19 protein-coding genes are annotated in these 21,995 nt (G+C 74.9%); 9 read left to right on the plus strand and 10 right to left on the minus strand.

Annotated features, from left to right (window positions below):
• The first annotated feature begins 173 nt into the window (after positions 1–173).
• Positions 174–1,637, plus strand: coding sequence for a membrane-associated oxidoreductase (locus FHS34_RS25155; RefSeq protein WP_184969280.1), 1,464 nt, complete (start codon positions 174–176; stop codon positions 1,635–1,637).
• A gap of 155 nt (positions 1,638–1,792) precedes the next feature.
• Positions 1,793–2,458 (plus strand): TetR/AcrR family transcriptional regulator, encoded by a 666-nt coding sequence (locus tag FHS34_RS25160; RefSeq protein ID WP_184969282.1) that lies wholly within the window; start codon positions 1,793–1,795, stop codon positions 2,456–2,458.
• Between the two features lie 39 nt (positions 2,459–2,497).
• On the opposite strand, the gene FHS34_RS25165 is transcribed toward FHS34_RS25160, so the two are convergent.
• Genes FHS34_RS25165 through wecB form a run of 4 tightly spaced genes read right to left on the minus strand, consistent with a single transcriptional unit; the run spans position 2,498 to position 8,274 of the window.
• A complete protein-coding gene (locus FHS34_RS25165; protein ID WP_184969284.1) occupies positions 2,498–4,690 on the minus strand; it encodes a glycosyltransferase in 2,193 nt (730 codons plus the stop codon).
• Positions 4,687–6,504, minus strand: a complete 1,818-nt coding sequence (locus FHS34_RS25170; RefSeq protein WP_184969286.1) for an amino acid adenylation domain-containing protein — start codon at positions 6,502–6,504, stop codon at positions 4,687–4,689. The genes FHS34_RS25165 and FHS34_RS25170 overlap by 4 nt, the downstream gene beginning before the upstream one ends.
• A complete protein-coding gene (locus FHS34_RS25175) occupies positions 6,504–7,193 on the minus strand; it encodes a class I SAM-dependent methyltransferase (RefSeq protein WP_184969288.1) in 690 nt (229 codons plus the stop codon). Before FHS34_RS25175 ends, FHS34_RS25170 begins: the two co-directional genes overlap by 1 nt.
• Positions 7,186–8,274 (minus strand): non-hydrolyzing UDP-N-acetylglucosamine 2-epimerase, encoded by a 1,089-nt coding sequence (gene wecB, locus FHS34_RS25180; protein WP_184969290.1) that lies wholly within the window; start codon positions 8,272–8,274, stop codon positions 7,186–7,188. The genes FHS34_RS25175 and wecB overlap by 8 nt, the downstream gene beginning before the upstream one ends.
• Positions 8,275–8,405: 131 nt before the next feature.
• Here wecB and FHS34_RS25185 point away from each other — a divergent pair, with 131 nt between their 5' ends.
• From FHS34_RS25185 to FHS34_RS25195, 3 genes are read left to right on the plus strand one after another with little or no spacing between them, the layout of a single operon-like run.
• Positions 8,406–9,857, plus strand: a complete 1,452-nt coding sequence (locus tag FHS34_RS25185) for a glycosyltransferase (protein WP_184969292.1) — start codon at positions 8,406–8,408, stop codon at positions 9,855–9,857.
• A gap of 51 nt (positions 9,858–9,908) precedes the next feature.
• Entirely contained in the window at positions 9,909–11,243 is a 1,335-nt protein-coding gene (locus FHS34_RS25190) for a nucleotide sugar dehydrogenase (protein WP_184969301.1), read from the plus strand.
• 54 nt (positions 11,244–11,297) lie between these two features.
• The gene (locus FHS34_RS25195; protein WP_184969303.1) at positions 11,298–12,443 is read left to right on the plus strand and encodes a glycosyltransferase; all 1,146 of its coding nucleotides are present in this window, start codon (positions 11,298–11,300) and stop codon (positions 12,441–12,443) included.
• A 57-nt stretch (positions 12,444–12,500) separates the two neighbouring features.
• Here the strand turns inward: FHS34_RS25195 and FHS34_RS25200 are convergent, their stop codons facing one another.
• A complete protein-coding gene (locus FHS34_RS25200; RefSeq protein WP_184969305.1) occupies positions 12,501–13,091 on the minus strand; it encodes a TetR/AcrR family transcriptional regulator in 591 nt (196 codons plus the stop codon).
• A gap of 102 nt (positions 13,092–13,193) precedes the next feature.
• Between FHS34_RS25200 and FHS34_RS25205 the strand changes: the two genes are divergently transcribed.
• Positions 13,194–14,072 carry an NAD(P)-dependent oxidoreductase gene (locus tag FHS34_RS25205; protein WP_184969307.1) on the plus strand — a complete coding sequence of 293 codons (879 nt, stop codon included), beginning with the start codon at positions 13,194–13,196 and terminating at the stop codon, positions 14,070–14,072.
• 48 nt (positions 14,073–14,120) lie between these two features.
• Here the strand turns inward: FHS34_RS25205 and FHS34_RS25210 are convergent, their stop codons facing one another.
• Positions 14,121–14,558, minus strand: coding sequence for a PPOX class F420-dependent oxidoreductase (locus FHS34_RS25210; RefSeq protein WP_184969309.1), 438 nt, complete (start codon positions 14,556–14,558; stop codon positions 14,121–14,123).
• 91 nt (positions 14,559–14,649) lie between these two features.
• Here FHS34_RS25210 and FHS34_RS25215 point away from each other — a divergent pair, with 91 nt between their 5' ends.
• The 3 genes from FHS34_RS25215 to FHS34_RS25225 are packed head-to-tail and all read left to right on the plus strand — an operon-like array spanning position 14,650 to position 17,856.
• On the plus strand, positions 14,650–15,231 hold the full coding sequence (locus FHS34_RS25215; protein WP_184969311.1) for a TetR/AcrR family transcriptional regulator: 582 nt from the start codon (positions 14,650–14,652) through the stop codon (positions 15,229–15,231).
• Positions 15,228–16,577, plus strand: coding sequence for an MFS transporter (locus FHS34_RS25220; RefSeq protein WP_184969313.1), 1,350 nt, complete (start codon positions 15,228–15,230; stop codon positions 16,575–16,577). Before FHS34_RS25215 ends, FHS34_RS25220 begins: the two co-directional genes overlap by 4 nt.
• Before the next feature lie 55 nt (positions 16,578–16,632).
• Positions 16,633–17,856, plus strand: a complete 1,224-nt coding sequence (locus FHS34_RS25225) for a serine hydrolase domain-containing protein (RefSeq protein ID WP_184969315.1) — start codon at positions 16,633–16,635, stop codon at positions 17,854–17,856.
• 11 nt (positions 17,857–17,867) lie between these two features.
• On the opposite strand, the gene FHS34_RS25230 is transcribed toward FHS34_RS25225, so the two are convergent.
• From FHS34_RS25230 to ribA, 4 genes are all read right to left on the minus strand, one after another.
• On the minus strand, positions 17,868–19,025 hold the full coding sequence (locus FHS34_RS25230) for a saccharopine dehydrogenase family protein (protein ID WP_184969317.1): 1,158 nt from the start codon (positions 19,023–19,025) through the stop codon (positions 17,868–17,870).
• Complete coding sequence (locus tag FHS34_RS25235) at positions 19,018–20,076, minus strand: saccharopine dehydrogenase (protein WP_184969319.1); 1,059 nt, start codon at positions 20,074–20,076, stop codon at positions 19,018–19,020. Before FHS34_RS25235 ends, FHS34_RS25230 begins: the two co-directional genes overlap by 8 nt.
• Positions 20,073–21,218 (minus strand): NAD(P)/FAD-dependent oxidoreductase, encoded by a 1,146-nt coding sequence (locus FHS34_RS25240; protein ID WP_184969321.1) that lies wholly within the window; start codon positions 21,216–21,218, stop codon positions 20,073–20,075. The genes FHS34_RS25235 and FHS34_RS25240 overlap by 4 nt, the downstream gene beginning before the upstream one ends.
• 97 nt (positions 21,219–21,315) lie before the next feature.
• Entirely contained in the window at positions 21,316–21,987 is a 672-nt protein-coding gene (gene ribA / locus FHS34_RS25245; RefSeq protein ID WP_184969323.1) for a GTP cyclohydrolase II, read from the minus strand.
• Positions 21,988–21,995: the final 8 nt, after the last annotated feature.

Raw genomic sequence — 21,995 nt, forward strand, 5'->3', positions numbered from 1 at the left:
CGGGTGGCGAGGGCGGCGGCGCGGTCGCGCAGGAAGGTGCGCGGCCACCGCGGGGACAGGGCGCGGTCCGCGCCGGACCGGGTGGCCGGCAGGTGGCCCCGGCCGGCCGATCCCGGTTCCGGGGCCCGGTGGTGGATTGACAGCGTCTTCCGCCTCGGGTCAGAGTCGCGCTGGTGGAGATCAACGAGCTGACGGCGGCCGAGGAGCGGGTGTGGCGGGCGTTTCCGCGGGGGCGGGCCGTGGACTTCCGGGAGGGCTCCGATGACGATCCCGCCGCGGGCGGCGACTGGGGCCCCGAACGGACCGTGCGGGCCGAGGTGTTGCGGGCGCTGCTGCTCGACGGGCCCCGGCAGGAGGGGGAGATAGCGTCCCTCGATCTGGCGGGCGCCCGGATCACGGGCCGCCTCGATCTGCAGTACGCGACGATCGACCACCCGCTGCGGCTGCGGAACTGCCACTTCGACGAGGCCCCGCGCTGCTACGCCGCCCGGCTGCGCGAACTCAACCTCAGCGAGTCGGTCCTGCCCGGGTTCACCGGCCACGCCATGCACGTCGACGGCGTCGTGCGGCTCACCCGCACCCGGTGCCGCGGGGTGCTGCGGCTGGGCGGGGCCCGGATCGGCGGCAGTCTGTACCTGGAGAGCGCGGAGGTGACCGCGCCCGCCGCCGGGGTTCCGGTGCTCCAGCTCAACCAGGTGGACGTCGGCGACGATCTGCGGGCGCCCGGGCTGCGCACGCACGGGCAGACACGGCTCAACGGCGCCACCGTCGCCGGGTCGGTCAACCTCAACGAGGCGCGGCTCAGCCACCCGGAAGGCGCCGCGCTGGACGCCGAGACGTTCGCCGTCCAGGGTGACATGCTGCTCCGGCACGCCGAGGTACGCGGCTGGATGGGCCTGCGCGGCGCCCGCGTCGGAGGGCGGCTCGACCTGTCGTACACCCTGCTGTCGCATCCGGGCAGTTCGGCGCTCCGGGCGGCCAGCGCGACCATCGGTGAGCTGTGGCTGCGCCGCAGCCTGCCCCTGGAGGGCGCCCTCAACCTGCGCCGCGCCCAGCTCGAAGTCCTCTTCGTGGAGCCGGGGTCGGTGCCCGAGGAGGTGCTGCTCGGCGACCTGACGTACACCTCGCTCATCCCGCACGAGCCGGCCGAGCGCCGCCTGCCCATGCTGGAGCGCGAGCGCGACGGCTATGTCCCGCACGCCTACGAGCAGTTGACGGCCGCCTACCGCCGCGTCGGCGACGACCACGCGGCCCGGCTGGTGCAGCTGGCCAAGCAGCGCCGGCACCGCCGCACCCTGCCCTGGTACGGCCGGGTGTGGGGCCTGGTCCAGGACGTCACCGTCGGCTACGGCTTCCGCCCCCTGCGCGCCGCCGGCTGGCTGCTGTCGCTGCTCGCGGTGGGTTCCGTCACCTACGCGCTGCACCACCCGCAGCCGCTGAAGGCGGGCGAGGCACCGCCCTTCGACCCGGTGTTCTACACGCTCGACCTGCTGCTGCCGGTGATCTCCTTCGGGCAGGACTCCGCGTTCGCCCCGCACGGCGGGTACCAGCTGCTCGCCCACGTCCTCGTCCTCACCGGCTGGATCCTGGCCACCACCGTGATCGCGGGCGTCACCCGCACGGTCAGCCGTTCCTAGCCGCGGCCCGCATCCCGGCCGCCGCCGCACCGGCGCCGCGGCAGCCGTCCGGGATGTGACGAACATCCCGGCTGCGCCCGGCGGCCCTGCTTCTACAATCACCGGCACGCGAACGAGCGCGCCGTCCAGGCGCCTCACGGGCCCGAAGGACACCGATGACGAGCGTCGAAGAACCGGCACGAGCCGGCGCGCGCCTGCGTGACGCCGCCCGCACCAGGGCCGAGATCCTCGACGTGGCCACGCAGGAGTTCGCCCGGGCCGGCTACGACGGGGCCCGCGTCGACGAGATAGCCGCCCGGACCCGCACCACGAAGCGGATGATCTACTACTACTTCGGCGGCAAGGAACAGCTGTTCACGGCCGTGCTGGAGCGGGCGTACGGCGTGATCCGGGACGCCGAGCAGCAGCTGGACGTCGAGCACCTGGACCCGGTGGCGGCCATCCGGCGGCTGGCCGAGCTGACCTTCGACCACCATGAGCGGCACCCGGACTTCATCCGCCTGGTCAGCATCGAGAACATCCACGGCGCCGAGCACATAGCGGCCTCCGAGAAGCTCGGCCGGATCGGCTCCCCGGCGCTGGACGTGATCCGCCGCATCCTCGCCACGGGGCAGGAGTCGGGGCTGTTCACGGCCGACGTGGACGCGGTCGACCTGCACGCGATGATCAGCTCGTTCTGCTTCTTCCGGGTCGCCAACCGGCACACCTTCGGCGCACTGTTCGGCCGGGACCTGGTGGACCCGGCCCGGCGGGAGCGCTACCGGGCCATGCTCGGGGACATGGTGATCGCCTACCTGACGGCGGAGCGGGCCGGGGGCTGAGGGGGTCACGCACGGGCCGGTGCCCGCCGCTCCCCCCTCTCAGCCGCTCACGAGCAGGTCCGTCCAGGCCGCCGCCACGCGGTCCAGCGCGTACGACTCCCGCACCTGGGCGCGGGCCGTGTCCGCGGCGGACCGCCAGGTCCCCTCGCTCTCGCCGAGCCCGGTGATCGCCTCGGCCATGGCCGGCGGGCCGTCGTGGATCCACCGCCGGTCGTAGATCTCGTCCGCGCCGGGCCACGGCAGCAGCGCCGGAACGGCACCGGAGGCCATGCCCTCGGCCGGGGCGAGGTGGAAGCTCTCGTCGTCGCTGGTGGACAGGACGTGCCCGATGCGGCGCAGCCAGCTCGCCACGTCGGCGCCGAAGTCGTCGAAGACGACCGCCCCCTGGAGCAGCGGGGAGGTCTGGACACGGCGCAGGATCGTCTCGTAGTGCGCGCGCTCCTCCGGCTTGTTCCAGATCCACCAGTACTCCCACGGCGGCTTGGACTTGACCGACAGGTGCCAGCGCCGGTCCCGGGCGCGCAGGGCTTCGAGCACGTCCAGGCCGAGGTCGAGGCGTTTGCGGCTGGGCGCGATGCCGATCATGCCGAGGCGGTGACGGGCACCGGGTGCCTTGGGCCGGTCGAGCTGGTCGGCGTCCACCCAGTTCGGGACGACGACGACCTTGTGCCGCGGCCAGCCCGTGTGCTCCAGGGTGCGGCGGGCGTAGTAGGGGCTGACGCAGATCACCCGGTCGACGGCGTCGATGTCGACCTGCCCCGGCCACTCGGCGTCCAGCTCGAACCGGTGCAGCCGGATCACGAGCCGGCTGCCGCGCCGCTTGTGGCGGCTGTACCAGACGGCGGCCGGGCCGCACCACTCGACGACCACCACATCGGCCCAGTCGGCGAGTTCACGGCTCGCGCCCGGGTCGTGCCGGGCCAGCGCGGGCCAGGCGTCGACGCGGACGTCGAGTCCGGGCACGGCGCGGAAGTGGTCCAGGAGCCGGGTGAGGAACTTCAGGTCGTGCCCCGCGACGCCGACCCGCAGCGGACGGGCGCGGTGGACGACACCGGCGGGTGCGGGCGGGAAGACCCGGTCGAGGTGGCCGCGCCAGCGGTCGGCGGCGGCCCGGAGGGTGTACCGGCGGGCGGCGTCGCGGCAGCGGGCGGCCGCGAGCCGGCGGGCCTCGGGGGCGCGGGCGGCGTGGGCCACGGCCTCGGCGGCGTCCTCGGGTTCGGCGCGGCCGGGGACGTAGAGGGGGTAGTCGGCGCCCAGCAGTGCCTCGTGCGCGGGTGTGCGGTTGAGCACGACGGGCAGCCCGAGGGCGCCGAACTCCATTACCTTGGTGGACAGTTCGAGGCTCGCGTCGAGTCCGGGGGCGCGCCAGCCCAGGCCGAGGTCGCAGTCGGCGGCGATGCGCATGGCCTCCTCGCGGGGCTGTCCGCCGTGGTGGTGGACGCCGAGGGTGCCGCCGTTGAGGGCCCGGAACATCGCGTCGTGGAACCCGGGGTGGGCGGGGTCGTCGTGGATCTTGTCGCCGACGGTGTGGAGTTCGGCCGCAACGCCCCGCTCGGCCAGCAGCGAGGGCAGCCGGGTCATGGGCAGCGTGTTCCACAGCGGCGCGAACTTGCCGGTGTAGACGAGCCGGAGCGGATCGTGCGGCCGGTCGTGGTCCGGCACCGGGAAGTCGGGTTCCGGCACGGAGGGCGGGCAGAGCACGCTGCGGCCGCAGGCCTCGGGCACCCAGGCCTCCAGGAAGCAGCGCAACTCCTCGGTCTGGCACAGCAGGCGCCGGGAGGCGGCGGCGATGCGGCCGAGTTCCGCGCGGGCCTGCTCGGTCATCGCGGCGGCGGACTGCGGGATGTCGGTGAGGTAGGCCCAGATCCGCCCGTCGAACCGGCCGTCGGCGACGACCCGGCCGACGAGCCGGCGCCCGCGCAGGACGAGCAGGTCGCAGGGCTCGTCCCGGTCGAGCCGGGCGAGCAGCCGGGAGGCCTGCACCGGGGACAGGGGCCGGTCGCCCTGTCCGGGGACCAGCCGTTCCTCGGCGGGCCGCACGAGGGTCACCCCGGGCAGCCCGGCCAGCGGATCGGTCAGCCGCCCGGTCAGCACCGGGGCCTTCAGCACCAGCCGGGTCTCGCACCCGGCCAGGGACAGCGCCTGCACGGTCGACTGGGCCCAGACGGCGGAGCCGTCGATGAGGTTGAGGTCCACGTCGCCGTAGACCAGTGCCCGTATCACGCGGCTCATGACGGCTCCTTCCCGCGCACGGCGAACAGTCGGTACCCGCGGCCGCACCAGCTCTCGGGCGGCGCGCCCGCGAGGTGCAGGGACCGGCGGACCAGCAGCGGACGCCGCAGCGCCGGCACGAACGTGTAGTCCTCGCCGGCCGCCGCGTGGCCCAGCGCGTCCGCGCCCGAGTACTCCTGGGCGCACATCAGGTCGAGCAGCAGGGTGTCCGGGCGGTCCTCGGTGAGGTCGGTCCAGTCGGCGACCCAGGCCGCGGTGGGCGGCCCGGTGCGGACGGCGACGCCCGCGGCGTCGAGTTCGTCGAGGCCGGCCGGGTCGGGGACGACCACCTCGGCGGGGCGGTGCTGCTGGCCCAGCACCTGCGCGGCCAGCCGGGCCACGTCGTGCCGGCCGCGGGGGGCGGCGAGGACGGCGACCCGGCGTCCGTCCAAGGGGTCCGGGGCGCCGGCCAGCCGGGCGAGTTCGGCCAGCCGGACGCGGGTGCTGTCCCACTGGAACGCCTCCCGCAACCGCTCCCTGCCGTCCCCGGCCGGGTCGAGCCGGGACAGCCGTACACCGGTGTCGGCGTCGAGGACGGCGTCCCAGGCCAGCTGGGCGAGGCCGGGTGCGGCGGACGGCGGGGCGTCCCGCCACAGTACGGCGGCCCGGCCCGACGCGCGGGCCTCGGTGAGGAGTTCGGCCAGCCTCCGGTCCAGGTCCGGTGCCAGGCCGGTGCCGGCGAGCGACCAGGGGCCGTCCTCCGTGCACGCGCTCACTTGCACCACGACCGCGTCGGGGTCGGTGCGCCGTACGAGCAGCGCGCCGTCGTGCGGGAGCGGCCGGTTCACGACGGCGTCCGCCGCGAAGTCCTCGGCGGTGTGGTCGGTGAGCACGCCGGCGATCACGAGCCGGTCGCGGGGTGTGCAGGAGAACGCGCGGTGCAGCAGGTGGAGGCGCTCGTCGGCGGCCATGGATGGGGCCCCGGCGGCGGCGGACTGGGAGGCGGGCGCCGCCCGCCGCTCGGCCCGCCCGCGCCACAGCCCGTACAGCTCCCGCGGCAGACGCGGCATCCGGTGCCGCGGCGACCGGGCCGCCGACACCAGTGCCTTGCCCACCCTCAGCGAGGTCGAGCCCTCCAGCATGGCCACCCGCGCCTGGAGCAGCTCGACCCGGCCGCGGGCCCCGCGCAGCGCGGACGCCAGCTGTTCCTTCTCCCGTACGGCGGCGGCCAGCCGGTCGGCGAGTCCGTCCTCGCGGACGTCGTCCCGGGCGCGTTCGGCCTCCTCGGCGCGGCGCGTCAGGTCCAGGTGGCGGGCGCGCAGGGAGCGGGAGACGAGGTCGCCGAGGACGTACTCGCCGGCCATCCGCAGGGCGGTGGTGAAGCCGCCGGGGGGCACCGCGCGCCCGAACCAGTCGTGCGGGGGCAGGAGTTCGTCCGAGGTGAGGCGGGTGAACACCGCGCCCGCGCGCAGGTGCACATAGTCGAGCGGGGTGGCGCGCAGCACCTGGCAGCCCTGGGCCACCAGGCCGTCCAGGAGCCGGTGATAGGGCGGTTCGGGCCCCGGGTGGCCGAACAGGAGCAGGCCGCGGCCGCCGGGCCGGACGCGTTCCAGCACCGCGAGGCAGTCGTCCTCGCCGCCGTGCAGGGCCGGGTCGGGGCCGTAGGACAGGAGCACCAGCTCTCCTTCTCCGACCGGCCGTTCGCCGTCGTCGCGGAGCAGGCGGACACCGTCGGGGAGGTGGAGGTAGGGGGCGAGGCGCAGGCCGCGGCCGGCCGCGTCCACGACCGTGGTGACGCCGTCCAGGTGCGGGTGGAGCAGATCGGTCAGACGCATCAGCGGATCCTCGTGAAGACGTGGAAGCCGACCTCGATCTCCCGGAAGCCGTACGGCCGGAACTCCGTGTGGCGCAGTCCGAGGGGTTCGAGTACGGCGCGGTAGGCGGCCGTGGGCCGGTGCAGGATGTAGTCGCCGCGTGCCCGGGGCCGGGCCGTGTCCTCGTCGGTGACGATCAGGCGGCCGGTGAGGCGGACCAGGGAGGCCAGGTTGCGCAGGGCCGCCGACCACTCCGCGTCGTCCAGGAGGTGGAAGAGCACGTCGACGCAGAGCACGATGTCGTACGGCCACGGGCTGCGCCACGCGTCGAGCCGGGACCGGCCGTAGCGGGGGCCGCCGCCGGCGGCGTGGGCCCGGTCGAGGGCCTCCTCGCTGGCGTCGAAGGCGTCCACGCGGTGGCCGCAGCGGGCCAGGGCGCGCGCGAAGTACCCCTTGCCGCAGCCCGCGTCGAGCACGAACAGCGGGGCCGCGGGGCTGGTGAGGTCGCCGACGAGGCCGAGCAGGGTGCCGAGCCGGAGCGCGTAGAAGAGTTCGTTGCCCGCCCGGTCGAGGCCGATGTGTCCGCCGGAGGCCAGCTCGTCCTGGTCGCGGTGGCGGGCGTCCCAGTAGTCGAAGGCGCCGTCGCCGCCGGCGGTGTCGTCGGGGGCGGGGGCGGGGCCGCCGTCGGGGGCGAGGGTGCCGTCAGCCATGGTGTTCCAGCCACCGGGTGACCACGCGGGCCGTCCGGATGCCCGCCTTGCCGTCCCACAGCGGCGGACCCTCCGCGGGCGCCCCCGGGCCGCCGTCGAGTGCCTTGCGCAGGGCGGGGACCAGCTCGTTGTGGGTGACCAGGCGGTTGGTGCCGTGGGTGACGGTGACGGGGCGTTCGGTGGTGGTGCGCAGCGTCAGACAGGGCACGCCGAGCACGGTGGTCTCCTCCTGCACCCCGCCGGAGTCGGTGATCACGGCGGCGGCGCCGCGCACCAGGCTCATGAACTCGACGTAGCCGAGCGGTTCGAGGAGGTGCACTCCGGGCGCGCCGTCCAGGCCGGCCGCGCGCAGGGCGTCCCGGCCGCGCGGGTGCAGCGGCACGGCGAGGTCCAGATGGCGGGCCGCCTCGGTGAGCGCGCGGGCGGCGGCGCGGGCGGCCTCGGGGTCGTCGACGTTGGCGGGGCGGTGCAGGGTGACGACGCCGTAGCGCTCGGGCAGCCCGTGGGCGGTGCGTGCCGCGGCCGGGTCGAAGAGGTCGAGGTGGGTGAGCAGGGTGTCGATCATCGGGTTGCCGACGAAGTGCACCCGGGCGGGGTCGGCGCCCTCGCGGGCGAGGTGGCCGACGGCCTCCGGGCTGGTCGCGAACAGCAGCACGGCCAGCTGGTCGACCAGGCGCCGGTTGACCTCCTCCGGCATCGTCATGTCGAAGCTGCGCAGGCCGGCCTCCACGTGCGCGACCGGGAGGCCCAGCTTGGCGGCGGCCAGGGCGGCGGCCAGCGTGGAGTTGACGTCGCCGTAGACCACGACGAGGGCCGGGTCGCGGGCGGTCAGCTCGGCCTCCAGCGCCACCAGCAGGTCGGCGGTCTGCCGGGCGTGGCCGCCGGAGCCGACGCCGAGGTCGGTGTCCGGCCGGGGCAGGCCCAGCTGGCGGAAGAACACGTCCGACATCCGGGCGTCGTAGTGCTGGCCGGTGTGGACCAGGGTCTGGTCGCAGCCGGCCACTCCGAGCGCGGCGACGACCGGTGCCGCCTTCACGAAGTTGGGCCGGGTGCCGACCACATGGAGTACTCGGCCGTTCATGTCCTCGCCTTCCGTCGGCGGTCGAACAAGGGGCAGCGCACAGGGAGACGAGGAGGAACGCCGTGCCCTCCCGGCACCGGCGCCCGGCGACGGCCGAGGCGTCCCGCGCCCGGTCGTCCTACCGTGACGGCATGTCCCGTCGTATTCCCCGCGCCGTCAGTCTGGCCGTATCCGTGGCCTGGGGCGAGTTGCGGCACGATCCCGCCCGGGCCGCGCTGCTGGGTGTACGGCTGCTGCCCGCGCCGGTACGGCGCCGGGTGCGGCCGGTGGAGGGGTGGCTGTCCGCCCGGGCCCGGGCGGCGGGGCCGGGTGCGACCCCGTCCGCCGTTCGGGTGAGCGCCCCCGCCGGGCGGCCGGTGCGGCCGGTGCCCGGGCGGGTGCTGCATCTGGTGACCAACTCCCTGCCGTTCGCCCACGCCGGCTACACCGTGCGCACGCAGAAGCTGGCCGAGGCCCAGCGGGCCGCCGGGCTCGATCCGCACGTCGTGACCCGGATCGGGTTCCCGGTGGCGCGCGGGGTGCTGGACGCCGGCCCGCTCCAGGTCGTGGGCGGAGTGCCGCAGCACCGGCTGCTGCCCGCCTGGCTGCCGTACGGGCAGGGGGCTCAGCTGGCCCGCAACGCCGAGCTGGCCGGGCGGCTGGTGGAGCGGTTGCGGCCGGCGGTGCTGCACGCGGCGACCGACCACGGCAACGGGCGGGTGGCCCTCGCCCTGCGGGAGGCGTACGGACTGCCGGTGGTCTACGAGGTACGGGGGTTCCTGGAGGAGACCTGGCTGAGCCAGGATGCGGCCCGCAGCCCGCGGGACCCCGTCTACCGAGTGCGCCGGGAGCTGGAGACCCACTGCATGCGGGAGGCCGACCTGGTGCTGACGCTGGGCGCCGCGATGAAGGCCGAGATCGTGGCGCGCGGGGTGCCGCGGGAACGGGTGCTGATCGTGCCGAACGCCGTGGACGGGATGTTCCTGGCGCCGCCGCCGGACGGGGCGCCGGTGCGCGCCCGCCTCGGCATCGGTCCGGACGAGTACGTGGTGGGCACGGTCGGCAGCCTCACCCCGCACGAGGGGATCGGCACATTGCTCCATGCGGGTGTAGAGCTGCGACGGCGCGGAGTGCCGCTGCGGCTGCTGATCGTCGGTGACGGTCCGGAGCGGGACCGGCTGCAGCGGCTGGCCGCCCGGCTGGGCCTGGACGACGGCACCGCCTTGTTCACCGGCCGGGTGCCGCACGCCCAAGTACGCGACTACTACGCGGCGTTGGATGTGTTCGCGGTGCCGCGCACCGACGAGCGGGTCTGCCGTCTGGTGGCCCCCCTCAAACCGGTCGAGGCGATGGCGAGCGGCCTTCCGGTCACCGCCAGTGACCTCACGGCGATGAGAGAACTGGTCGAACCCGAGGTGAACGGGCGGCTAATTCCAGTCGAGTCGCCACTTTCCTGGGCAGATGAACTCGAAATGGTGCTTTACAGTCATAAGCGGCGACTCGAATGGGGAGCCGCCGCCCGTGCGATGGTCGCGCGGGAACGCACCTGGGACCGGGTCGCCGCGACGACGCACGAGGCGTATCGATCGCTCGGCTGCGTCTGAGATCCCGCGGACCCCCCACCAGTCCAGCCGTGTAAGGCCGGGTGAATCCCTATGCAGGTCGAACGGACCCAACCGCTCGATGACAAGGTTCAACCGCTCGGGGACAACGAAGGGCGGGATCCGGCCGGTGAGGTCGAACTCGCCGTGATCGGTCTCGGATACGTCGGGCTGCCGCTGGCCCGGGAGGCGGCCTCGGTCGGCCTGCGCGTCGTCGGCCTGGACCGCGACCCGCGGGTCGTCGACGGACTCAACTCCGGCCGCTCGCACGTCGACGACGTGTCCGACGACGACGTGCGCCGGATGCGGGCCGCCGGTTTCACCGCGTTCACCGACGACGCCTGTCTGGCGCGCGCCCAGACCGTGGTGATCTGCGTGCCGACGCCGCTGAGCGAAGACGGCGGACCCGATCTGGGCGCGGTCGTCTCGGCCGCCCGCTCGGTGGCCGGCCGGCTGCGGAGCGGCCAGCTCGTGGTGCTGGAGTCGACCACCTACCCGGGCACCACCGAGGAGGTCGTACGGCCGCTGCTGGAGGAGTCCGGGCTGCGCGCGGGCGAGGACTTCGCCCTGGCCTTCTCCCCCGAACGGATCGATCCCGGCTCCACCGGGCACGGACTGCGCGAGACCCCGAAGGTGGTCGGCGGCTGCACCCCGTCCTGCGCGGTGCACGCGGTGGCCTTCTACGGCAAGTTCGTGAACACGGTCGTACAGGCGAAGGGCACCCGCGAGGCCGAGATGGCCAAACTGCTGGAGAACACCTACCGGCACGTGAACATCGCCCTGGTCAACGAACTGGCGGTCATCAGCCACGAGTTGCACGTGGACGTCTGGGACGCGATCCGCTGCGCGGGGACGAAGCCCTTCGGCTTCCAGGCCTTCCGCCCGAGCCCCGGAGTGGGCGGCCACTGCATCCCCATCGACCCCAACTACCTTTCCTACAAGGTGCGTTCGTCACTGGGCTACGAGTTCCGGTTCGTCGGGCTGGCCCAGGAGATCAACCGGCGGATGCCCGAGTACGTGGTGCGCCGCGCCCAGGACCTGCTCAACACCGCCGGCCGGCCGCTGCAGGGCTCCCGGGTGCTGCTGCTCGGGGTCACCTACAAGCCGGACGTCGCCGACCTGCGCGAGACGCCGGCGGAGCCGCTGGCCCGGCTGCTGCGGGAGCGCGGGGCCGAGATCGCTTTCCACGATCCGCACGTGCCGGCCTGGTCGGTCGAGGGGACGGCCGTCCCGCGCGTCGGCGACCTGACGGCCGCGCTGCGCGAGCACGACCTGACGATCCTGCTCCAGGACCACTCCGCCTACGACCTGCCGGCCCTCGCGGACACCGCACGGCTGCTGTTCGACACCCGCGGGCGGATCTTCAAGCCGGGCGTCGAGGTCCTGTAGGCCCACCCGCTCCGGCAACAGCCGGTGCTCCGCGCGGAGTTGAAAGGCACTGCCATGCGGATACTCGTCGTCACCGTCGTCCACCACCCGGAGGACGCGCGCATACTGCACCGGGAGATCGCCGCACTGCGGGACCGCGGCCACCACGTGGTGTACGCGGCCCCGTTCGCGGCCCGGGACAGCACGCCCCGGCCGTACGTCGAGGGCGTGGACCTGCCCCGCGCGGCGGGCCGGGACCGGGGCGCGGCGCTGCGCGCGGCGCGGGCGCTGCTGGCCGAGCGCGGACCGGAGGTGGACGTGGTCCTGCTGCACGATCCGGAACTGCTGCTGGCCCTCCCCGGCACCCTGCGCCGGCTGCGCCGGACCGGACCGGTCCCGGTGACCGTGTGGGACGTCCACGAGGACACGGCGGCGGCGCTGGTCATGAAGTGCTGGGTGCCGCGGCTGCTGCGGGCGCCGCTGCGTACGGCGGTGCGGGCGGCGGAGCGGCTGGCCGAGCGCCGGCTGCGGCTGCTGCTCGCCGAGTACGCCTACCAGGACCGCTTCCGCCGCGACCACCCGGTCATCCCCAACCTCGCCAGCCCGCCCGTCGATCCGCCCTCGCCGCCGGGCGACGACCGGGTGGTCTATCTGGGCCAGCTGTCCCGTGCACGCGGCGCGCTCGACCTGATCGCCATGGCGCGGCTGCTGGCCCCCGGCATCCGCGTCGAGGCGATCGGCACGGCGGACCCCGACGTGCGCGAGGCCCTCACGGCGGCCGACCGGGACGGGGTCCTGCGCTGGTACGGCTTCCTGCCCAACGACCGGGCCCTCGGCCGGCTCACCGGCGCCCTGGCCGGTCTGTCGCTCCTCCACGACCAGCCCAACTACCGGCACTCCCGGCCCACCAAGGTCGTGGAGTACATGGCCCACGGCGTTCCCGTCGTCACCACGCCCACCCCGCTCTCCGCGGAGCTGGTCGAACGGTACGGCTGCGGTCTCGTGGTGCCCTACGAGGATCCGCCGGCGGCGGCGGCCGCGGTCCGGCGGCTGGCCGGCGACACCGGACTGCGGCTGCGCGTCGCCCGGCTGGGCCGGGAGGCGGCCGTGTCGGAGCTCGACTGGCGGCAGTGGGCGGCCGCGTTCGTGGACCAGCTGGAGGCGTGGGTCAAGGAGGAGTCGGGCGGAGCCGTCTCGGTCGACGCGGAGATGACGGACTGATCCCGCCGGCCGGGGCGTACGACGGCGGTGCCGGTCAGGGGTGCACGGCGGTGCCGCTCAGGAGTGCACGGCGGCGTCGAGCAGGGGGCCGAGTTCGCGCACCACCGTGGTGAGGGGGCGTACGTCCCGTTCGGCCCGGGCCATCAGGATGGCGCCCTCCAGGGTGCTGATCATGAGGGTGGCCAGCGGCTCGGCGCGAGCGGCGGGCACGCCCATCCCCCTCAGGGCCTCGGCGAGGGGCGCCCGCCAGGTCGCGAACGCCGCTGCCGCCGCCTGCCGGGTCGAGTCGCCGGTGGAGGCGCAGTCGACCGTGGCGGCGGCGACCGGGCACCCCGTGGCGAAGCCCCCGTCCGCGTACTCGTCGGTCCACTGTGCCGCCATGGCGGCGAACAGACCGCTCGGCGTCGGCTGTTCGAGCCCCTCCAGGAACCGGCCGATCCGCCGGCCGGCGTACCGGCCGGCCCACTCGACCGCCTCGTTGACCAGCTGTTCCTTGCCGCCCGGGAAGTAGTGCTGGAGGGAGCCGCGCGGGGCCTGCGCGTGTTCGGCGACCTCGCGCATGCCGGTCGCGGTGACCCCGCCCCGCCGGATGAGCTGGGCCGCGCTGAAGACCATCCGCTCCCGCGGACCGCGCCGCGCCTCGGTCATCGTCGACCTCCGTTCCTCGCCCTCACCCTATGACCGCTGTCATAGCCGGCGCTACTATGACCACTGTCATAGTCGGCTCCTGACGCGAAGGGCGGCCCCGCCGTGCACGTCGGATTCATCGGTCTCGGAGTGATGGGCCGGCCCATGGCTCTGCGCCTGGCGTCGGCCGGCATCCCGCTGGTGGTCTGGAACCGGACCCCGGAACGCGCCCTCCCGCTGCGCGCGGCCGGGGCGGAGGTGGCGGCGGACGCCGGCGAGGTGTTCGCGCGGGCGGAGGTGGTGCTGCTGATGCTCGCCGACGAGGCCGCGGTGGACGCGGTGCTCGGCCGGGGCACACCCGGGCTGGCCGCGCGGGTCGCGGGCCGGACCGTCGTGCACATGGGCACGACCTCCCCGGAGTACTCCCGCACCCTGGAGGCCGACGTCCGGGCGGCCGGAGGCCGGTACGCCGAGGCGCCCGTCTCCGGGTCCCGGGTGCCGGCCGAGCAGGGGCAGCTGGTCGCCATGCTCGCCGGTGAGGAGGAGGCGGTGGCCGCCGTACGGCCGCTGCTCGCGCCGATGTGCCGGGAGACGTTCGTGTGCGGGCCCGCGCCGGGGGCACTGCTGATGAAGCTGTCGGTGAACCTCTTCCTGATCACCCTGGTGACCGGGCTGGCCGAGGCGTTCCACTTCGCCGAGCGGCAGGGCCTGGACCGGCGGCTGTTCCTGGACGTCCTGGACGCGGGCCCGATGGCCAGCGGCGTGTCCCGGATGAAGGCGCCCAAGCTGCGCGAGCGGGACTTCGCGGTGCAGGCGGCGGCGCTGGACGTGCTGAAGAACAACCGGCTGATCGCCGAGGCGGCCCGCGGGGCCCGGCTCGCCTCGCCGCTCCTCGACGTCTGCCACTCCCTGTTCGAGGAGACGGTGGCACAGGGGTTCGGCGGCGAGGACATGGTCGCCGTGCTCCGGGCCATCGAGACCCGCACCGCCGGGACGCCGTAGGCGGGACACGGGCCGCCGGGGCGCCCGGGCGCGGGAACGCGTCGCCGGTCAGCTCTTCGGGACGCCGTACGCCCGCTCGACGTGCAGCCGCAGCACCAGGCGCCGGTCGCGGACCATGGCGGCCCGGTACTCGTCCCAGTCGGGGTGTTCGCCGAGGACGTCGCGGTAGAGCCGGATCAGCTCCTCGACGGTCTCGTCGTGCGGGCCGGCGGCGACCGGGGTCAGCTCGGCGGTGCCCTCGGCGACGGTGTAGGCCCAGCGGTCGGCGCTGGTGACGTGGTACGAGGCGCGCGGGTCCCGGCGGAGGTTGCGGGTCTTGGCGCGGTCGTCGGTGACGGAGACGCGGATGATCCGCGCGTCCGGGTCGTAGGCGTGGCTGACGTTGGACAGCTGGGGGCGGCCGTCGCGCCGGAGGGTGACCAGTACGCCGCCGTGGCCTTCGGAGAGCAGCCCGAGCAGCGCGTCCTGCGTGGAGTCCTGAGTCATGACCGGATCAACCCCCTTCGCCCTCCGGCGCATTCCCCCGCCGGCCATCCGTCCGTAGACACTGTCTACGAACGAGTGGTAGACAGTGTCTATGAACGAGTCCGACACCAGCCTGCGCGACCGCCTCGTCGACGCCGGTGTGGCACTGCTGGCCGCCGAAGGCCCGGGGGCGCTGACCCTGCGGGAGATCGCCCGGCGCACCGGCGTCTCCCACGGGGCGCCGCGCCGCTACTTCCCCACCCACCTGGAGCTGCTCTCCGCCATCGCCGGGCGCGGCTTCGCCGACCTGGCCGGCCGGGTGCACGGCGCGCTGGAGCGGGAGACCGGCGGGCCCCGCGCGCAGGTGGCCGCGCTGGCACGGACCTATCTGGAGTTCGCGCTGGAACACGCAGGCATGTACGAACTGATGTTCCGTCACGATCTGCTGGAGAGCGGCCGGCTGGGGCTGCGGGACACGAGCCTTCCGCTGTTCTCGCTGTTCGCGGACCTGATCGGCGACGCGGTCCCCGGTGCCGACGCCCGGCGGGCGGCGGGCGCCCTGTGGGCCGCTCTGCACGGCGTGGCCCAGCTGTGGCGCTGGCGCAGTCTCCAGCTCGCCACCGGGGACGAGGACTTCGGACCCCTGCTCGACACCGTCCTGGCCGCGCACCTGGGCCCCGAGGGCGCCCGGTGAACCGGCCCTGGACGCTGGCGGGCAGCGTGGCGGGCGCGGTGGTCGTCGCGCTGGACGGCACGGTCCTCACCGTCGCGCAGCCGCGCCTGCAAAGGGAGTTGCACGCGTCCTTCGCCGAGGTGCAGTGGACCAGCACCGCCTACCTCGTCGCGGTGGCGAGTCTGCTGGTGTTCGCGGGGCGGCTCGGCGACCGCTACGGGCAGCGGCGGGTGTTCGGGCTCGGCATGCTCGGGTTCGGCGCCGCCTCGGCGGCCGTCGCCCTCGCGCCCGGGGTGGGGTGGGTGATCGGACTGCGCGCGGTGCAGGGCGTGTTCGGGGCGCTGCTGCAGCCGGCCACGCTGGGCATGCTGCGGGCCGCCTATCCGCCGGACCGGCTCGCGTCCCCCCTGGCCGTGCGGACCGCCGCGATCGGGCTCGCGGCGGCGGCGGGCCCACTGCTGGGCGGAGCGCTGGTGACCGGCCTGGGCTGGCGGGCGGTGTTCCTCGTCAACGTGCCGGCCGCGCTCGCCTTCGGCCTGCCGGCGCTGCTGCGGCCCGGCCGGCGTCCGGCGCCCGCCCGGGCCCCGCTGGACCTGCCCGGGGCCGTCCTGCTCGCCGTCACGCTCGCCTGCCTGGTGTACGCGCTCACGGCCCGGCCCGTCTCCGGCGCGGGCCTCGCCGTCGCCGTGCTCACGGCCGCCATCCTGGTCCGGCACGAGCGGCGCACGGCGAGCCCGCTGCTGCCGCCGGAGGTGATCGGCTCCCGCTCGGCAGGGGCCGCGCTCGGCATCCTGGTCGCCGTCTCCGCCTCCCTGTTCGGCACCCTGTTCCTGGCCACCTACGTCCTCCAGCGCCACCTCGGCCTCGACCCGTTCGACAGCGCACTGTGCAGCCTGCCGCTCGCCGTGCTGATGGTCGCGTCCGCGGCCCTGAGCCCCGCGCTGCTGCGCCGGTACGGTGCGCGCGCCACGACGGCGGGGGCGACGGCGGCGCTCACGCTCGGCGTCCTGCTGCCGGCCCGGACCACCTCCCTGCCGGGTCTCGGCTGCGGGTTCGCGCTGCTCGGCGCCGGTTTCGGCACGGTGATGGTGGCGGCCACCCAGGTGATCGTGCGGCGCGCGGAGGTGACGACCGCCGGGGTGGCGGGCGGCCTGCAGCAGACCGCGCTGAACATCGGCCCCGCCATGGGCGTGGCCGCTGCCGCCGCGCTGCTGGGCGCGGGCACCGGCCCGGCGCTGCTCGCCCTGGCGGCCGTGGCCGCGCTCGCGCTGCCCGCGGCCCGCGCGCTGCCGGGACCGGCCGCCGCCGAGCCGGACCCACACATCCCGGACGAGCCGGTGCCGGCCGGTGCTCCTGCGCGACGATGAGAAGCGGACACGGGCGGGCGGGGCGGGCCCGCGGCGACGCGACCGGAGGAGAGCGATGGCACAGCTGCGACAGGACGTCGAGGCGGCGGAGGCGGGGCTGGACGCCGAGGCGCTGCACCGCCTCGACCGGCACTTCGCGCGGCACGTGGACGAGGGGCGCCTGCCCGGCTACCTGGTGGCGGTGGCCCGCGGCGGCCGTGTCGCCCATCTGACCGCCTACGGCCTGCGGGACGTCGCGGCCGGGCTGCCGGTCGAGCCGGACACGCTGTGGCGGATCTACTCGATGACCAAGCCGGTCACCGCGGTCGCGGTGCTGCTGCTCGCGCAGGAGGGGAGGCTGTCCCTGGACGACCCGGTCGGCCGCCATCTGCCCGCGTTCGCGCACCCCCGGGTGTACGAGGGCGGATCCGGTACCGGCGTGCGCACCCGGCCGGCCGCCGGCCCGGTGCTGGTCCGGCACCTGCTCACCCACACCGCGGGCCTGACCTTCGGCTTCTACCACCGCCACCCCGTGGACGCCCTCTACCGCGAGGCGGGCCTGGAGTACTCGGTGCCGCCCGGCAAGGACCTCGCCGAGACCGTGGACCTCTACGCGCGGCTGCCGTTGCAGTTCGACCCGGGCACCCGGTGGAACTACTCGGTCGCCTCCAACGTGCTCGGGCGGCTGATCGAGGTGGTCTCCGGGCAGCCGCTGGACGTGTTCTTCGCGGAGCGGATCCTCGGCCCGCTCGGCATGACCGACACCGGCTTCCACGTCACCGCCGGGCAGGAGGACAGGCTGGCCGAGTTGTACGGCGAGACGGACGAGGGCGGGATCGAGCCGGTACCGGGGCTGCCGGTGCGCGGCCGGCCGCGGTTCCTGTCCGGCAGCGGCGGCCTGGTCTCCAGCCCCCACGACTTCCACCGCTTCATGGAGCTGCTGCGCCGGGGCGGCGAGCTGGACGGCGTACGGCTCCTGACGCCGCGGGCGCACGCCGCGATGACCCGCAACCAGCTGCCCGGCGGAGCCACCCTGCGCTCCTTCGGCGCCCCGGTCCACCAGGAGCCCGCCATGGACGGCCTCGGCTTCGGCTTCAACGTCTCCGTGGTCACCGACCCCGCCCGTACCCCGGCGCCGTCCCACACCGGCACCTACGGCTGGACCGGTGTGGCCACCACCGCCTTCTGGGTCGACCCCGGCCACGATCTGACCGTGCAGTTCATGACCCAGGTGCGGCCGAAGAGGCTGAAGGTCTTCCCCGAGCTGCGACGGCTGGTGCACGCGGCCCTGCCGGACTGACCGCCGGCCCGCTACTGGCCCAGCGTCAGCGTGAACTCCAGTCCGTCGTCCGCCAGTTCCGCGAGCCACCGGTCCGACCGCTGGGCGGTCCGCGCCGCCCGGTGCAGGCCCGCGGGCAGGCCCCCGTCCAGGATGTGGCGGACGCCGAGGGCGAGCGGGCGGGAGACGCAGCGGGCCATCGCGGACTCCCCGGCGTCACCGGTCAGGTCCAGCAGGTACGCGCCGGTCCAGGTACGGCCTTCACCCGCGTCGACGTCCAGGGAGACGGAGAGCACCACCCGGTCGCGGTCCGCCTCCGTGGTCGGGTGGGCCGCCGCCAGCTCCCGGGCCAGCGCGGCGATCCGCTCGTCGTCGCCCGTCGTCAGCTCCTCGAACACCGGCTGCCAGGCCTTCAGCCAGCCGTCCAGCCGGAGGGTGCCCCGTACGAAGGTGCGCGGGGTCCAGGCCGCGGGCAGCTCGTACTGGTCGATGAAAGGGATGCTGTCGCGGTTGGGGTAGGCCTCGAAGGTCTCGCCGCCGAGGACCAGCGGCCGGGTCGCCTCCCAGGGGCGGCCGGCGACGGTCTCGGCGCCGTCCTCCAGATAACGCGCGGGCGAGCGCAGGGCGCCCAGGACGCCCAGCGGGGCCCAGCTGAAGCGGTACCGGAAGTCGTTCGGCACGGCCGGGACGCCCCCGCAGTACGAGGTGAGCCGGTAGGAGGCCGGGGTGTGCCCGCCGATCCGCGCCCGGGCCCGGCCGATCAGGCTGTGCGCGAAGAGGTGGTCGAGGCCCGGGTCCAGGCCCGCCTCGGTGAGCACCACGAGACCGGCGGCCCGCGCCCGCTCCGCCTCGGCCGACAGCTCCGGCGACACATAGCTGGAGCAGGCGAAATGCGCCCCGGCGCGTACGCAGGCGGCGAGCAGCCCGGCGTGCCGCGGTGCCGGCAGCATCGACACCACGACGTCCCCGGGCGCCGGCGCGGCGTCGAGGGCGCCCGCACCGGTGAGGGCGCGGGGCTCGGCGCGTCCCGTCAGCCCCAGGCCGGCCAGGGCCTCGGCCGCGCGGTCCTCGGTGCGGTGCCACAGCAGGACCCGGTCGGCCGTGGCGCACAGGGCGGCCAGGCCGCTGCCGGTGGACAGTCCGGCGCCCACCCAGTGGACGGTACCGCTCGCCGGGACACGGTCAGTCATGACGGAACTCCCCTTCCGCGATGCCGTGTTCACGGCATGCCTGGTGGAACCGGTCGAGACAGCGGCCCCAGGCGCCGGTGCCGAAGGCGAGCAGCTGCGGCAGCAGGGCCGCCGAGAAGTCGGCGCTGGACTCCCGGGGCAGCAGGGACGGCAGGTTGTCGATGGCGATCAGGTCCAGCGGGGGCTCTTCGCGCAGCCGGCGCACGGGCTCCGTCCAGCCGGTGGTGCGGTCGTAGACCGGCAGCACGTTGAACGGGGAGCCGACGTCGCAGGTGACGTCGCACAGGGTGCGCAGCCGGCGGGCCGGCGAGTCCAGGTCCTCCTCGCGCAGGAAGGGCGGGGCCGGGGCGGTCGCGAGGACCGCGTTCACCAGCACGTCGTGTCCGAGCAGGGCCGGCCGGTCCAGGTCGCGGGTCTCGGCCAGGTCCCAGCGGGTCGCGTCGACGCCCGCCGTGCGGAAGGCGGTTCCGGCGCCGCGTCCGCTGCGGCCCAGGGCGCCGATCACCAGCGCCGTGAACTCCCCCTCGCCCGCGGCCGGCCGGAGCGCGGCGTCCAGTTCGTCCTTCGTGGTGGGCGCCAGCGGTGCCGGAAGCCGGCCCCGGTGCCGGAGCACGGCGAGCGCGGCGCCCAGATAGCCCGCCCAGAAACCGAAGGCTGCGAGCCGGCGGCCCGCGTCGTCCACCAGGTACTCCAGGTCGAGCAGGGCCCCGCCGCCGGCCGCGAACCGGCCGAGCAGCCCGGCGGCGCCCGGCTGCTGCCGGTAGGCGTGCGCGAAGAAGACATGGCGGTGCGACAACGCGACCGGTTCGTCGGGGAGTTCCTTGAGGCCGAGGACCACCGTGTCCGGGGACGCCGACGCCCAGGAGCCCGCCGGGGCACGGCGGCAGCCCGCCGCCTCGTACTCCTCCACCGGGAAGATCCGCTGCGGGGACTCCTCGACGGTCAGGACCACCCCGCTGTCGACCAGGCGGCGGGCGTCGGAGGGGACCACCGGCGTACGCCGTTCGGTCGTACGGGGCTCGTGGCGCAGGCACAGGCGGAGCGCGGTCATACCAGGTTGGCCTCCGGGCGCGGGGCGTCGGCCGCGAACCGGCCGGCGCTCAGCGGGCTGATGTCCAGGAAGGGTACGCGGCCGAGGTACAGATCACGGACGACCTCGCCGACGGCCGGTCCTTGCAGGAAGCCGTGCCCGGAGAAGCCGGTCGCGTACAGAAACCGGGACACCGTCGGCGCCTCGCCGATCAGGGCGTTGTGGTCCGGGGTGTTCTCGTAGAGGCCGGCCCAGCCGCCGGTGCGGCGCAGGTCGAGCAGGGCGGGCGCGCGCCGCGTCATCGCCTCGGCGAGCCGCGGGATCCAGCGGTCGTGGGTGCCGGTGTCGAATCCCGGTCTCTCGTCCGGGTCGGACATGCCGAGCAGCAGGCCGGGGCCCTCGCCGTGGAAGTAGAGGCTGGTGGTGAAGTCGATGGTCATGGGCAGGGTGGGCGGCAGGCCCGGCACCGGCTCGGTGACGGCGATCTGCCGGCGCAGCGGCCGTACCGGCAGCTCCACGCCCGCCATCGCGCCGACCGCCCGGGACCAGGCGCCGGCCGCGCAGATCACCGTGTCCGTCTCGATCCGGCCCGAGGTGGTGGTGACGGCGGTGATGGTGTCGCCGTCCAGTTCGATGCCGGTGACCTCGGTGTGGCGCAGGATGCGGGCGCCGTGGGCGCGGGCGGCGCTCGCGTAGCCGTGGACGACGGCCTCGGGGGCGCAGTGGCCGTCGTCCGGGGAGTACGCGGCGGCCAGCAGGCCGTCGGTGGTGATCAGCGGGGAGAGGTCGCGGGCCTCCCGCGGGGTGATGGGGCGGCTGGGAACCCCGAGGGTGTTCTGCAGCCGCACGCCCGCCTCGAAGGAGGCCACCTGCTCCGGTGTGGAGAGAAGGAAGAGATAGCCGACCCGGTGCAGCCCGATGTCCTGGCCGACCTCCTGTCCGAAGCGGCCGAACGCCTCCAGGCTGCGCGCGCCGAGCCGGATGTTCAGTTCGTCCGAGAACTGCGCCCGCACTCCGCCGGCGGCCCTGGAGGTGGAGCCGGCGGCGAGTTCGTCCCGTTCGACGAGGACGACGTCCCGCACTCCGGCGCGGGCCAGGTGCCAGGCGATGCTCGTGCCCATCACCCCGCCGCCGACGATGACCACCCGGGCCCTGAGGTTCACGCCGCCGCCTCCTTCGCCGCTCCACCGTCTCACCGCGCGGACCGGATCGCCTTCTGATCCTGTCCACCCGGCCGCCCGCCGAACCGGGGATCCGGCGTCAGGAGCCGTGGGCGACGGCGTCCAGATGCGGCAGGTGGTGGTCCATCCGCTCCCGCTTGGTCCGCAGATACGTGATGTTGCTCTCGCACGGCTCGATCAGCAGCGGCACCTGCTCGGCGACCTGTACACCGTGCCGGACCAGCGCCTCCCGCTTGCGCGGGTTGTTGGACATCAGCCGGACCGAGCGCACCCCGAGGTCGCGCAGCATCTCGGCGGCGACCCCGTAGTCGCGGGCGTCGACCGGCAGGCCCAGGGCGAGGTTCGCCTCCACCGTGTCCAGGCCCTCCGCCTGCAGGGCCATCGCGCGCAGCTTGGCGAGCAGTCCGATGCCGCGGCCCTCGTGCCCCCTCAAGTAGACGACGACGCCGCTGCCTTCGGCGACCACCGCGCGCATGGCGGCCTCCAGCTGGTCGCCGCACTCGCAGTGCCGGGAGCCGAACGCGTCCCCGGTCAGGCACTCCGAGTGCAGCCGGACGAGCACGTTCTCGGAGCCGATCTCGCCGTACACCAGGGCCACTTGTTCGTCACCGCGGTCATGGTCCAGGTATCCGACCGCCTGGAATTGACCGTACACGGTGGGCAGCGGTGTATTCACGACGCGTTCCGCACCCGAACGCCGCGGGGACTTCTTGCCGAGTACGCCGATGTTGACGCCGGTGTTTTCTGTCATGATCTGAT

The sequence above is a fragment of the Streptomyces echinatus genome, assembly GCF_014203595.1.
GTDB lineage: Bacteria > Actinomycetota > Actinomycetes > Streptomycetales > Streptomycetaceae > Streptomyces > Streptomyces echinatus.

Coding starts and splice junctions, on each gene's coding strand:
- FHS34_RS25160 (WP_184969282.1), top strand. CDS start 1,793: ATGACGAGCGTCGAAGAACCGGCACGAGCCGGCGCGCGCCTGCGTGAC.
- FHS34_RS25165 (WP_184969284.1), bottom strand. CDS start 4,690: ATGAGCCGCGTGATACGGGCACTGGTCTACGGCGACGTGGACCTCAAC.
- FHS34_RS25170 (WP_184969286.1), bottom strand. CDS start 6,504: ATGCGTCTGACCGATCTGCTCCACCCGCACCTGGACGGCGTCACCACG.
- FHS34_RS25175 (WP_184969288.1), bottom strand. CDS start 7,193: ATGGCTGACGGCACCCTCGCCCCCGACGGCGGCCCCGCCCCCGCCCCC.
- wecB (WP_184969290.1), bottom strand. CDS start 8,274: ATGAACGGCCGAGTACTCCATGTGGTCGGCACCCGGCCCAACTTCGTG.
- FHS34_RS25185 (WP_184969292.1), top strand. CDS start 8,406: ATGTCCCGTCGTATTCCCCGCGCCGTCAGTCTGGCCGTATCCGTGGCC.
- FHS34_RS25190 (WP_184969301.1), top strand. CDS start 9,909: ATGCAGGTCGAACGGACCCAACCGCTCGATGACAAGGTTCAACCGCTC.
- FHS34_RS25195 (WP_184969303.1), top strand. CDS start 11,298: ATGCGGATACTCGTCGTCACCGTCGTCCACCACCCGGAGGACGCGCGC.
- FHS34_RS25200 (WP_184969305.1), bottom strand. CDS start 13,091: ATGACCGAGGCGCGGCGCGGTCCGCGGGAGCGGATGGTCTTCAGCGCG.
- FHS34_RS25210 (WP_184969309.1), bottom strand. CDS start 14,558: ATGACTCAGGACTCCACGCAGGACGCGCTGCTCGGGCTGCTCTCCGAA.
- FHS34_RS25215 (WP_184969311.1), top strand. CDS start 14,650: ATGAACGAGTCCGACACCAGCCTGCGCGACCGCCTCGTCGACGCCGGT.
- FHS34_RS25225 (WP_184969315.1), top strand. CDS start 16,633: ATGGCACAGCTGCGACAGGACGTCGAGGCGGCGGAGGCGGGGCTGGAC.
- FHS34_RS25230 (WP_184969317.1), bottom strand. CDS start 19,025: ATGACTGACCGTGTCCCGGCGAGCGGTACCGTCCACTGGGTGGGCGCC.
- FHS34_RS25235 (WP_184969319.1), bottom strand. CDS start 20,076: ATGACCGCGCTCCGCCTGTGCCTGCGCCACGAGCCCCGTACGACCGAA.
- ribA (WP_184969323.1), bottom strand. CDS start 21,987: ATGACAGAAAACACCGGCGTCAACATCGGCGTACTCGGCAAGAAGTCC.